This is a genomic window from Bacteroides acidifaciens (genome assembly GCF_024623065.1).
Taxonomy (GTDB): Bacteria; Bacteroidota; Bacteroidia; order Bacteroidales; family Bacteroidaceae; genus Bacteroides; species Bacteroides acidifaciens.
This window is the reverse complement of sequence record NZ_JANJZR010000106.1, coordinates 1-10847: the sequence shown is the minus strand read 5'-3', so window position 1 is coordinate 10847 and position 10847 is coordinate 1. Positions and strand designations below refer to the sequence as shown.

The following is a 10847-nucleotide window of genomic DNA, read 5'->3' as shown; positions in this document are numbered from 1 at the left end:
TACAACTTCTGCATCCATACGCTGAAATCGTCATTCTCTATATACATGATTGCTTCATTTTTCTGATTATACATTATGGTCTGTCAATCGATTGATGAAGCAAAGTTCAGAAAACAGGCGCAAAAAAATTACGGGGGAACTAATGGAATCCCCTATAAACAAATTCTAAACCTTTGGTTATCTGTACCCTTTCTTGTCATGTTCCTTTTTGATAAGTTCTACCAATCCATTAAGAAACCCGGTCAGCTTGCCCGGCTTTCGTTTTATCACGTCCTCATGTTTTTGGTAACAGTCGCCTATCCTGATATTGAAAAGCCATTCAAAGGCTTTCGCCAAGTCCACCAAGTAGGCGGGCTTGCCGTTCTGATACACGATGTCTTTGGAGAGGAACAGACCGCTTACCATTTCCATGATGTTGATAAGGGTTGTCTTGTCTGCGAGATAGAGAGGGGAAAGAGGCTGTTTGTTGATACGTTGCTGTAGCTGTTCTGGGTATTTGATGCGCCATTCGATAAGACGTATTTCGGTGTTTAAAAGTCCTATAGATTCATCGATTAAATGCAAATAGGGCATTTTTTTCTTGCTCAAACCGCACACGGTACGATTTAAGACGATGTAAACCAAAAGAAAAATAGCGGAGCAAAACGCTGTAATCCTGTTCGTTGATACCAAAATTGGCTACATGCATAGCCAATTCCTCAATAGCTTCCGTAAACTCGGATGCAGAAACTTTACGCTGTGAGCATTCCGACAATAGCCGGAAAAATCTCTGTTCTAATAAATTCTTCATATCAGAATATTAAAGCCGCCTAATAAACGGCTTTAGATGAATGTTTAACAATAGATTTTTATAAGATGCCTACAAAACTGGCATTTCAACCTTAGTAACCAGTTCTTCTTCTGAAGTCCCCGGCTTACTATAATAATATTCTATCGATGCTCCTGAAGATTTATAACCTTTAGTCGCAATCCATTCCTGCATTTCACGATACAAAGAAGCTAATTCAGTATAATTCCCCTTATGTAAGCAAGATACTATTTTTCTGCCCGGAATGGTAATCGCTCTTATGTTCCCCTTTCCACACAAGACTTTAGCTGATTTAAATCCAATAACCATGTGAATATCTTCTGACATGGATTCAAAATTAAGATATTCCACAAAAGGAACATCTGCCATTACAGCATTTTGCTCTTTAAACAACGTTTCTATTTCCATAAAGCTTCTGCCTATAGTCATAGCAATTTCTTTTACTGTAGTACGTGTTTCCACTACTAATGCATACGTTTCAGATTGTTGAAACAATGCGATTTCTGAAATCTTTCCCATACTATATTATTTTATATCAGTGAATGTTTTTTTCTTTACGACAGGTATATATATGTCAGTTATCAATTCCGGTACATCTGTATCACATGGAGAATTTATATACACCTCAAAACTAAAAGTGTTTTGGGGATAGTACTGGCTATCAGGAAACCATTCTTCATAAATTATCCTATATAAATCACATAAGAAATCATAACTACCTATATGCCTAAATATAGCATATTGTCCATTAGGGATTTGTATAGTATTCAATTTGGCATCCGGTATATCATTCATAATTATACCTAAATAGAAACGACATTTATCTTCCGGTGTTATTGCCGGATTATCCAAACTTAAACTGACAAAGTTTGTGTGTTTTTTGTCTATCCTATTGAACCTTGCATAATACAACAGTTTATCCCATACCATCTTATATTGAAACTTATTTTCGTATGCTTTCCCCACTTCCAAACAAGAAACAAACATTTTATTAATCATTATTATTCTGGAAGTTAGCAATGTATGCGCATTTCGTTTTCGAGGTGTGAATCTTTCCTTGAATAAGGATGTTGAAACTCTAAAATGTTTCTTGAATGCTTTTGCAATACTGTATTTGCTTTGATAACCAGATAGTTCCGCTATCTGGGATAATGTATATTCGGTTGAGGTCAATAAGTGTGCAGCATATTCCAGTCTAAGTAGTTGTATGTAATTTCCTATATTTTCACCGACAATAAATTTGAACACCCTTCTAAAATGATATTCTGACATTCCGCACTTTTGGCACAATGTATTTATATCAAAATCCTCAAACAGATGATTGCTGATATAATTAACTATACTTTGAATAGCTTGGTTATGAACATTCTTCGTATCTTGTTTTTGTTTCCACCGATTGAGTGTCGGCAGTCTTTTCTCCAATATCAGTTTCAATTCTTCGGGAGAATAAACTGTATGGGCATACATATTGTATTTATTTATGTATCTAAGCCAAATATCAATCATTTCGTGCATCGACACGTCTACTGTATATTTCCCGTCTTTCAGACAGTAGTAACAGAACGTATCGCTCTTAGAACCATCCAAATTAGTTCCCAGCCATTCTTCCATATCAAAACGAAGTGGCATACCGCAACTTTGACAATATCTCTTGCTCATTTTAAATTCAAAAGTATGATAATAAAGGAAGATACTTCTTTAAGATAATAATTTTCTGTTTGGTAGCCTTTTGATTTCTAAAAGGCGTTCTATATCACTAAACAACTCGGCATTTCTCAACTCAAACATAATCCACTTACCGTCATGATAAACAGTTGCTTCATCATACAATGTCTGTACTTCTTTTGAGAATAGTTCTCGTTGCATTTCAAATTTATCACGTTCTCCTTTACCTAATATAACCATAAAGCCAAAGGAATTTTCTTTAGCGTATAAAGCACAGAGAGTTTTTCCACCTCTTCGATACTTATATTCATATTTCCATTTTCTCCCACCATTGTTCCAGAATCGTTCCATTTCATACTTATACTCAATTAAAAGACAGAGAGCATTCCATATTTGATAAAGCCCTTTTCCTATCAAAGACTCTATCGCTTCCGGAGTCGGTATTTGAAAGTCTTTTTCCATGATGAATTGTAATACCTTGATTGATAAGGCAAAAATAGCTTGTTTTTTATTTGTTCCGTTATCCAATATAGCTAATTTTGTAAAAGGCAAATTATAAATATAACCCAATGATGCGATTGAAGACAAATAAAATAAAACTTAATGGGGTTATACAGAACAAATAACTAACTTTGTATTCTAATTATTTGAGATTCATGCTGAATACAGAAAATATACAATCACTCATTGATAGCGGAGAGGGTTACAATGTAGAATTTAAAGTTCGTGTCCCTTCAAAAGTTCGTGAACTGACAGAGGAAATATGTGCTTTCGCCAATGCAGACGGAGGATATGTGCTTGTTGGAGTAGATGATAACGGACAAGTGGTAGATACTAACTTAGAAAACGATAAGCGTTCTGCCATTCAAGGTTCTATCAGTGAAATATCTCCTACACTCCACTGTGAATTGTATTCGGTAAATATTGGAGATAAAACTATTTGGGTGATTGATGTTCCGTCCGGCAAGGACAAACCTTATATATTTTCCGGTTCTATCTATGTGCGTGAGGGAGCGAACTCGCAGAAACTTCGCACAGCCGAAGAAATGCGCAGCTTCTTTCAGGAATGTAATAAAATCTTTTTTGACCATATACCCTGCCATTGGTTCAATATCTACACGGATGCAGACGAACAGATGATTAAGGATTTCCGAACAGAAGCAAAACTAAGTCCGTCCACACCCGACAAACAAATATTTGAAAACTTGGAACTATTTACCGAGAACGGAACGGTAAAGAATGGAGCGGCGATGTTTTTTGGAAAACAACCTGAACGAAAGTTTCCACATGCTGTTACAAGATGTGTTCTTTTCAAGGGAACGAATAAAGTCTATATTATAGATGATAAAGCTTTCGGAGGTTCATTGTACCAACAGTATTTACAGGCAATGTCTTGGCTGGAAAGCAAACTGCAAGTAGCTTATAAAATAGAGGGAGCAGGACCAAGAGAGGAAATTTGGGAAATCCCTCTAACCGTATTTAAAGAAGCTATTATAAACGCCCTGTCACATCGTGACTACTATGAACAAGGCGCAAGTATTATGATAGAAATGTTTGACGACCGGGTAGAGATTTCCAATCCCGGAGGACTTTTGCCTATTGTAGCTAAAAATTTCGGGCATAAAAGCATGACACGTAACCCACTAATATTCGGGTTATTTACCCGTATGCACTTGGTCGAAAGAGTTGCATCCGGTATTCCTCGTATGCAGGAAACTATGAGGGAAGCAAATCTGCCCGAACCAGAATTTCACACAGAGGGGATGTTTACAGCTGTATTTAAAAGAGGGATTAGTATCAAAAATGAAATAATAAATGTCCCAAGCTTGTCCCAAGAATGTCCTAAGCTGGATATACGTTATACATTTATAGCGGAACAAATAATTTCGTATTGCTCAGAACCCCATTCTATTCAAGAAATAATGAAACTTGTAGGACAAACAAACCGAAGTAGATTTAAAAAAAATATCATCAACCCACTTTTAGAAGTAGGCATTCTTTCTATGACTATACCTAACAAACCTAATAGTCCATTACAACAATATATCATAAAAAAATAAATATATGAATATAAATGATTTCAATAATAGAATTGCAAGATGTGAATCCTTTTTAATTGCTAGTGACGGGCAATTCTTAGGAAAACTTTCTCTTAATAGATACGATATAGATTCCATTTCCTATGAATATGGTTTGTATGGTAGTATCTATTCCGCTACTTCATTTAAGAATCAGTATTCAACTTATGGTAGTCCTTACTCTTCTTTAAGCCCTTATAATCCATATACATCCACTCCACCTACCATATATTTAAGAGGACAACGAGTTGGTTTTTTATCAAAGAACAAATACTTATTTGGCAGTATTGACCCTGATAGTATTAATACTTGGATGCAGAATAACGGATTATATTATTAAAATATGGAAATGATAGAATATGTAAAGTTAGTAACAGCCTTCATTGTCTCAATCGGTGGTTCAAGTGTTGTTATTATTGCACTATCTAAATGGTTTGGAAATTTCCTTTCAACTAGATTATTAGATGCTTATAATAATAAACATGAAAAAGAATTAGAAGTGATAAAAACAAAGTATGCTTCTGAATTGGAAAATACAAAAAATGAATTAGAGAAAGCAAAATCCCAGTTTCTCAGATATTCAGAGAAACAGTTTGAATTGTATAATGATTTATGGAAAGTTCTACTATATACAAAACGACAAGCTGATTTGTTATGGCAAAAAGCAGACCCTAATCAAATACCATCTTTCAGTGAACAAATCAGGCTTACTCGTAATGCTATTAGCGATAATCTTCTATTAATAGAAGAAGAACATTATGAGAAATTAATTCAACTTATAGAACAATTTGAACAATTCCAATTCGGAAAATTAAAGCTTATAGATATAAGAATACAAATTGAAGGTGGAGAACAAGTTCAACAAATAATATCTAAAGCAGATGCACAAAACACCATCAATAAAAATAGAAGGACAAAAGAAAAATATGACAAGTTAATAATGGATATAGGTAAGTCTTTTAGAGAACAAATAAAAGGATAATATTTGAAATTCTAATATTAGTTGTATCTTTGCACTCAGAAATCGTACTCAAGATATAAACTGATGTCGAACGCTGCAAAGCTGTGAAAACCTTATTCAAGGGATTAACATCGTGATAAAGATATAACTTATTGAGAAATAGTGCCATATAAACCGACTTTCGGTTGCTGGTGGCACCACTTAGAAGAAAAGTAAAAGACAGTAAAATCCTGATTTCCAAACGAAATCGGGATTTTTTGTTTTCCGAGAGGACGCAAAAAACGGCAGAATATTACCGTTATTGGTGTTCCAAAAGGTGGAGCAAAAGAGGTGGAGCGTAAATCTCCACCGAATAAGATTACTTCTCTCTGATTTGCAACATTTTGCGTATAAAGAAAGCGTGCATGGTTTCCTACTTTTGTACAACGAAAAACTGTAGGAACATGAAAAGAGACTCATTCAACATGCTTTTCTTTATCAAGAAAGCCAAACTGCTGAAAAACGGGGAAGCCTCCGTATGTATGCGTATCACCGTGAACGGTGTGCGAGTGGAAAACAATATCCGCAAAAGCATTGAACCAGCCTTGTGGAATCAGGCGAAGGAGTGCGCCAAAGGCAAAAGCCGAAAATCCTGCGACTTGAATGCTTATATCGAGGATGCAAGAATCAAACTCCACCAGACTTTCAATGAACTGGAAGAACAAGGGCAGTTCATCACCGCCCGCCTGTTGCAGAAAAAGTTCTTCGGACAAGACCAAGCACCGGAAGTTGTCCGTACACTTATTCAAACTATCCAAGAACATAACGACCAATGCCGTGAACTTGTCGGAAGGGACTATGCCCTGATTACCGTCCGCCGTTATGAAAGTTGTAAACGTTATCTTGCAGAACTTATCAAACTGAAATACGGCAAGGAGGATTTGCCATTATCGGAAGTCAATGGAGAGATGGTACGTGCTTTTGAATTCTACCTCAAAACAGAGAAGGAGTGCCAGCAGAATACGGTTATCCGCTACATGAAGTGCTTGAAGAAGATAACCAATCTTGCGCTTGCTAACGAATGGATTACCAAAGACCCGTTCATCGGCATCAAGTTTCATGAGAAAGAGGTTATCCGTGAGTTCTTGACAATGGATGAACTACTAACTATCTATCACAAGGAGTTTCCGTTAGAGCGTATCACAGTTGTCCGGGATGTTTTCACCTTTGCAGCGTTCACTGGGCTAGCCTTCATAGACGTGCAACAACTGGCACCGGAACATATCGTAGAAGACTCCAACGGCAACCTATGGATTCGCAAGCCTCGGCAAAAGACGAAGAATATGTGTAACATTCCTTTACTTGATATTCCATTGGAGATTCTCCGTAAATATGCGGAACATCCAGCTTGCCAAAAGAAAAACAGACTGCTGCCAGTCCCCTGCAATCAGAAGATGAACAGCTATCTGAAAGAAATCGCAGACTTATGTATGATAAACAAGACCTTGACCACACATGTAGCCCGACACTCGTATGCGACCTCTGTATGTCTCGCCAACGGTGTGAGCATAGAGAATGTGGCAAAAATGCTCGGCCATTCCAATATAAAAATGACGCAGCACTATGCACGTGTGTTGGATTCCTCCATTTTGCGCGATATGAATAATGTAAAGAACATAATGTCTAAAGTTATGCGATAGATATGGATAGAGGAATAATATCAATCAGTGAAACAGGTGTAGTCACCATACCGACTGCACCTATATGGATGACCAAGTTCGAGATAGCCGACCTGTTCGGGGTGTTCTCATGCGATGTCCGCAAGGCGATTCATACCATTTACAAGCACAAGGAACTGAACGAACTTGACACGATGAAGTATCTCAAGCAACCGGATGGCATCAGTTACGATGTCTATAACATTGAAGTGATTATAGCCGTTGCATTTAGGATATGCAGTAAAGAGGGTGTCTTGTTCAGACGGTTTATAATAAATGAAATTAGCACCATTAAGAAAGCTACACCGATTACACTATTTGTTGCCAGCGTCAGAGGTAATAACCGATGGTATAATTGAGTCTCATTCCGTCAGCCACTCGTTCCCGATGCACGGATGCAAAGGTAGCGTATGGCTTGATGGCAGAGGCAAGGTCGGGCGGCAGAGCCGTTTCGGACAGAATCTTCCTCCTGCGGAGCGTATTCAGCCCGAAAACCTTGCCACTGCCTGCCATACGCTTGAAGAGCATTCGGCAACGGAAACAAGCGACTGGCGGGAAATCAGAAAATGGCTTACAGACGAAGCAGGATATTGGTGCTTCATCTGTAAGTCATTCCTTTTTTCTTTATGTTAAAAGTCCATTGCTCCGCAACCGTAGGGCAAACGGCAAACTTCGCTCCTTCAAGAAAATCAGATAGCCGTCTGTCTGTAGGCGGAGCGGTAGCCGTCAGTAAGCATCCTTTCAATGTCAGATTCACGATAGAGTATTTTGCCGCCCAGCTGGATATAGGCTATCCGTCCCTCATTGCGGTAATCTTGAAGCGTTCTTCGGCTTACCTTCAGCCGTGCTGACACTTCCTTGTCGGTGAAGAAACGCTCTCCGCCCAATGTCGGGCGGTAGTTGGCGGTCAGACGCTCGTAGCTGTCCAGCAGTCGGTCAAGACTGCCCATGAAATGGATTATCCACTCGTTGTCTTTGTTAATCAATTCGTTCATGTTACTTGGATTTAGTGGGTATTGTTATTATAATTCGTTTATTGCACTGAGATTATATCGTCCTTCCCTTGAACTTGGCTTCCTTCCGTCTGTCCTCCACTACGGAAACGATACGTTGCACATCTTCGGGACGGTAATACGTCTTGTGGTTTATCTGCGAGTAGGCAAGCGTGCCGTTGCCCCGCAGGGTCTGTAACGTGCGGGGACTGATGTTCAGCATCCGGCACACGTCCTGATTGTCCATCCACTTGCTCATTGTCTTTTCTCCATGCCGCCGGCAGATTGCATCCATGCGGCTGACGAAATGGTCGAACTTGGCGACCATTGCTTCAAAGGTCTTTGTTTCGATTGATACTATTTCCATATACTTCATTTTTTTGTTATTGTTTCTTCTCGTCACAAAGAAAAGGGTAAACCTTTATAAAACAATGGATTTTTCAAAACTGGCAGCTTGTGGCACAACGATGTAGTGGTTGTCCATAGTAGTAATGGCTAAATACACCTTTCCTACCTGATTACCGTGCCTATATTGTAATAGGTGAACGGGCTACCATTGCCGTATTCTTAACGAGACAGAACCAACCATCGGTGGGATTGGGAATAAGCCCTTATTTCTATTTCACATCACATTCCGTCTGATTCAAACAATCCGGCAAATCGGTGAAGTTTGCACCGAAGTTCAGACAGGCATCAAGCAAAGCCACACAAAATTGCCCAATCGAATCCAAACGCTTGACTGACTGCATTAAAGCACCTTATTTCGCTGGCGATAATCGGTCGAGGTACTGACCAAGACCACAGTAATAACTTAATCAATTTGTTTTTATGGCAACAAGAAAAGAACCAATCGTCAGTGAACAGCAAGCCCGGGAAATCGTGGAAAGAATGAGCCGCAGGGAATCCCGTGACAAGACATCCCTTAACGATTTTTATAAGCGTATCGGTTTGGAACCGGACGAGCCGGAACAGACCGAAGTTTCTGGCACTTTGGGAACGGGAACCGCCGTGAAGGAAGAAGCCGCGGAAGAAACAGCGAATGAAGTGCTTGAAGAAGCCGTAAGTGACATGCCCGGAAAAGCGGCAGTGTCGCAGAGGCGCATCAGCAGCAAGCAACGCAGGCTGTCGTTGGACGAATATCACACCACTTACCTGCAAGTCCCCAAGATAACCGACCGCAAGCCCGTGTTCGTCAGCAGCGAGGTACGCGACAGTTTGGACAGGATTGTCCGCTACTTCGGCGGCAGGGGCATGAGCGCATCGGGAATGGTCGAGAACCTTGTCCGCCTGCACCTTGAAACCTACCGGGAAGACATCGAGCAGTGGCGCAAACTCTGAGCGGATTATGGTAGAACCAATCAAGCTGGTGGATACACTCCATCGGTTTGACCGACATCCCCAATTAGTTATTGCACTCACAAATCAATCCGACAGGCGGAGGATTCTTGTGTCCTCAAAGACACAGCAAGGTATATTTTCAGTTACTCGAATGATTCCGAGTAACTGAAAATCCCAGCACTGCCGTGGGCAGAATTATCCTCCGTAGTCGGATAATTTCAAGGTTCCTTAATCAAAGATTAAACAATGGACAAGCCATAAAATTAAAAGAATAAGAAGAATGAAAAAGAAGAGCAAGTACGGGAGAAATCCCAAGTTGAATCCGAAGACGCACTGCGTAATGGTGCGCTTCGATGATGTGGAGTGGAACAGGTTCCTGACGATGTACGAGGAATCGAACGTGTATGCGAAAGCCGTCTTTCTCAAAGCGCATTTCTTCGGGCAGAAGTTCAAGGTGCTAAAGGTGGACAAGACGATGGTGGACTACTACACCAAACTGTCGGACTTCCACGCCCAATTCCGTACCATCGGTACGAACTACAATCAGGTCGTTAAAGAGTTACGCATCCACTTTTCGGAGAAGAAGGCGATGGCGTTGCTCTACAAGTTGGAGAAACATACCATCGATTTTGTGAAACTGAGCCGGGAGATCGTGGAGCTTTCAAGGGAAATGTATGCTAAATGGGAACAACAAAAAGGATAAATTCCATTGTACACCTAAAAAATACGGTAGATACATAACCCTGTGAAATAACGCGAAACGCCGAGAATTTCATAGGGTCAGGCATGTCATCATCGGGCGTTCGGAACTATATGCAAAAGATGGGAATCGACCGAAAGGATTGAAAATATAATTCTTATCATAGAAACGACTTTGTCATTATGCGCAGTCGTTTCTATGTTTCATTTACCTCTTTTTACTTCGTAACCAGCACAAAATTACTACTTTTGTAAAATGATTCAAGAGGCGTTCAAATTTTACAAGCCATGTAAGCTATTGCAACCTTACGTGAGATATTATTGGGTATTCAAAAGTAATCATTTTTTGAATACCCTAACTTTTCCTATCGGTTGCCCTCAAATCATTTTCCATAAACAAGCACCGTTATATATCCCTGAACTGAATGTTACACAAGACAAACTGACTGTCAGCGGACAAGTTAATTTCTCGTCACACCTATATGCAGACGGAAATATAGAAATGATAGTGGTTGTATTCCACCCTCACGCTATGAGTATGTTTCTGAACATACCGACATCCCTTTTTTACAACCGGGAAGTTTCGGGCTATGATATTGAAAACAAAAG

17 protein-coding genes and 1 pseudogene are annotated in these 10847 nt (G+C 39.6%); 8 read left to right on the top strand and 10 right to left on the bottom strand.

What is annotated here, in order from left to right:
* The 6 genes and pseudogenes from NSB03_RS20825 to NSB03_RS18780 all read right to left on the bottom strand — a co-directional run.
* A pseudogene (locus tag NSB03_RS20825) lies at positions 1-74 on the bottom strand (helix-turn-helix domain-containing protein); the annotation flags it as partial.
* A 103-nt stretch (positions 75-177) separates the two neighbouring features.
* Complete coding sequence (locus NSB03_RS18800; protein WP_024988611.1) at positions 178-597, bottom strand: RteC domain-containing protein; 420 nt, start codon at positions 595-597, stop codon at positions 178-180.
* On the bottom strand, positions 548-790 hold the full coding sequence (locus NSB03_RS18795; RefSeq protein WP_032531309.1) for a hypothetical protein: 243 nt from the start codon (positions 788-790) through the stop codon (positions 548-550). Before NSB03_RS18795 ends, NSB03_RS18800 begins: the two co-directional genes overlap by 50 nt.
* Positions 791-859: 69 nt before the next feature.
* On the bottom strand, positions 860-1327 hold the full coding sequence (locus NSB03_RS18790) for a GyrI-like domain-containing protein (RefSeq protein WP_024988612.1): 468 nt from the start codon (positions 1325-1327) through the stop codon (positions 860-862).
* Positions 1328-1333: 6 nt separating this feature from the next.
* Positions 1334-2467 (bottom strand): GyrI-like domain-containing protein, encoded by a 1134-nt coding sequence (locus NSB03_RS18785; protein ID WP_128824503.1) that lies wholly within the window; start codon positions 2465-2467, stop codon positions 1334-1336.
* 39 nt (positions 2468-2506) lie between these two features.
* Positions 2507-2935, bottom strand: coding sequence for a DUF3788 domain-containing protein (locus tag NSB03_RS18780; protein ID WP_032529662.1), 429 nt, complete (start codon positions 2933-2935; stop codon positions 2507-2509).
* A gap of 194 nt (positions 2936-3129) precedes the next feature.
* Between NSB03_RS18780 and NSB03_RS18775 the strand changes: the two genes are divergently transcribed.
* The 5 genes from NSB03_RS18775 to NSB03_RS18755 all read left to right on the top strand — a co-directional run bounded on the left by NSB03_RS18775 (position 3130) and on the right by NSB03_RS18755 (position 7568).
* Positions 3130-4533: an ATP-binding protein gene (locus NSB03_RS18775; protein ID WP_032529661.1), complete on the top strand. Its 1404-nt coding sequence runs from the start codon at positions 3130-3132 to the stop codon at positions 4531-4533.
* Positions 4534-4537: 4 nt separating this feature from the next.
* Complete coding sequence (locus NSB03_RS18770) at positions 4538-4891, top strand: hypothetical protein (protein ID WP_007653852.1); 354 nt, start codon at positions 4538-4540, stop codon at positions 4889-4891.
* Between the two features lie 3 nt (positions 4892-4894).
* Entirely contained in the window at positions 4895-5533 is a 639-nt protein-coding gene (locus NSB03_RS18765; protein WP_227239007.1) for a hypothetical protein, read from the top strand.
* A gap of 422 nt (positions 5534-5955) precedes the next feature.
* A complete protein-coding gene (locus NSB03_RS18760; protein WP_257466574.1) occupies positions 5956-7191 on the top strand; it encodes a site-specific integrase in 1236 nt (411 codons plus the stop codon).
* A gap of 2 nt (positions 7192-7193) precedes the next feature.
* Positions 7194-7568, top strand: coding sequence for a virulence RhuM family protein (locus NSB03_RS18755; RefSeq protein WP_024988614.1), 375 nt, complete (start codon positions 7194-7196; stop codon positions 7566-7568).
* Here NSB03_RS18755 and NSB03_RS18750 read toward each other — a convergent pair.
* The 4 genes from NSB03_RS18750 to NSB03_RS18735 form a co-directional block, all read right to left on the bottom strand.
* Positions 7540-7722 (bottom strand): hypothetical protein, encoded by a 183-nt coding sequence (locus tag NSB03_RS18750; RefSeq protein WP_121767485.1) that lies wholly within the window; start codon positions 7720-7722, stop codon positions 7540-7542. The two genes, NSB03_RS18755 and NSB03_RS18750, sit on opposite strands and share 29 nt — an antisense overlap.
* A gap of 176 nt (positions 7723-7898) precedes the next feature.
* The gene (locus NSB03_RS18745) at positions 7899-8204 is read right to left on the bottom strand and encodes a helix-turn-helix domain-containing protein (protein ID WP_024988615.1); all 306 of its coding nucleotides are present in this window, start codon (positions 8202-8204) and stop codon (positions 7899-7901) included.
* A 52-nt stretch (positions 8205-8256) separates the two neighbouring features.
* Positions 8257-8568 carry a helix-turn-helix domain-containing protein gene (locus NSB03_RS18740; RefSeq protein WP_024988616.1) on the bottom strand — a complete coding sequence of 104 codons (312 nt, stop codon included), beginning with the start codon at positions 8566-8568 and terminating at the stop codon, positions 8257-8259.
* Between the two features lie 250 nt (positions 8569-8818).
* On the bottom strand, positions 8819-8950 hold the full coding sequence (locus NSB03_RS18735; RefSeq protein ID WP_255202434.1) for a hypothetical protein: 132 nt from the start codon (positions 8948-8950) through the stop codon (positions 8819-8821).
* A gap of 79 nt (positions 8951-9029) precedes the next feature.
* Here NSB03_RS18735 and NSB03_RS18730 point away from each other — a divergent pair, with 79 nt between their 5' ends.
* The 3 genes from NSB03_RS18730 to NSB03_RS18720 all read left to right on the top strand — a co-directional run.
* Entirely contained in the window at positions 9030-9539 is a 510-nt protein-coding gene (locus NSB03_RS18730; RefSeq protein ID WP_024988617.1) for a DUF3408 domain-containing protein, read from the top strand.
* Between the two features lie 280 nt (positions 9540-9819).
* The gene (gene mobA, locus NSB03_RS18725) at positions 9820-10242 is read left to right on the top strand and encodes a conjugal transfer protein MobA (protein ID WP_024988618.1); all 423 of its coding nucleotides are present in this window, start codon (positions 9820-9822) and stop codon (positions 10240-10242) included.
* A gap of 252 nt (positions 10243-10494) precedes the next feature.
* On the top strand, positions 10495-10847 hold a 353-nt coding region (locus tag NSB03_RS18720; protein ID WP_371826238.1), incomplete at its 3' end, for a DUF6597 domain-containing transcriptional factor.

Bases quoted from the DNA above. Each gene is read 5' to 3' on its own strand.
- NSB03_RS18795 (WP_032531309.1), bottom strand. From the start codon at position 790: ATGAAGAATTTATTAGAACAGAGATTTTTCCGGCTATTGTCGGAATGC.
- NSB03_RS18790 (WP_024988612.1), bottom strand. From the start codon at position 1,327: ATGGGAAAGATTTCAGAAATCGCATTGTTTCAACAATCTGAAACGTAT.
- NSB03_RS18785 (WP_128824503.1), bottom strand. From the start codon at position 2,467: ATGAGCAAGAGATATTGTCAAAGTTGCGGTATGCCACTTCGTTTTGAT.
- NSB03_RS18780 (WP_032529662.1), bottom strand. From the start codon at position 2,935: ATGGAAAAAGACTTTCAAATACCGACTCCGGAAGCGATAGAGTCTTTG.
- NSB03_RS18775 (WP_032529661.1), top strand. From the start codon at position 3,130: ATGCTGAATACAGAAAATATACAATCACTCATTGATAGCGGAGAGGGT.
- NSB03_RS18770 (WP_007653852.1), top strand. From the start codon at position 4,538: ATGAATATAAATGATTTCAATAATAGAATTGCAAGATGTGAATCCTTT.
- NSB03_RS18765 (WP_227239007.1), top strand. From the start codon at position 4,895: ATGGAAATGATAGAATATGTAAAGTTAGTAACAGCCTTCATTGTCTCA.
- NSB03_RS18760 (WP_257466574.1), top strand. From the start codon at position 5,956: ATGAAAAGAGACTCATTCAACATGCTTTTCTTTATCAAGAAAGCCAAA.
- NSB03_RS18755 (WP_024988614.1), top strand. From the start codon at position 7,194: ATGGATAGAGGAATAATATCAATCAGTGAAACAGGTGTAGTCACCATA.
- NSB03_RS18750 (WP_121767485.1), bottom strand. From the start codon at position 7,722: ATGGCAGGCAGTGGCAAGGTTTTCGGGCTGAATACGCTCCGCAGGAGG.
- NSB03_RS18745 (WP_024988615.1), bottom strand. From the start codon at position 8,204: ATGAACGAATTGATTAACAAAGACAACGAGTGGATAATCCATTTCATG.
- NSB03_RS18740 (WP_024988616.1), bottom strand. From the start codon at position 8,568: ATGGAAATAGTATCAATCGAAACAAAGACCTTTGAAGCAATGGTCGCC.
- NSB03_RS18735 (WP_255202434.1), bottom strand. From the start codon at position 8,950: ATGCAGTCAGTCAAGCGTTTGGATTCGATTGGGCAATTTTGTGTGGCT.
- NSB03_RS18730 (WP_024988617.1), top strand. From the start codon at position 9,030: ATGGCAACAAGAAAAGAACCAATCGTCAGTGAACAGCAAGCCCGGGAA.
- mobA (WP_024988618.1), top strand. From the start codon at position 9,820: ATGAAAAAGAAGAGCAAGTACGGGAGAAATCCCAAGTTGAATCCGAAG.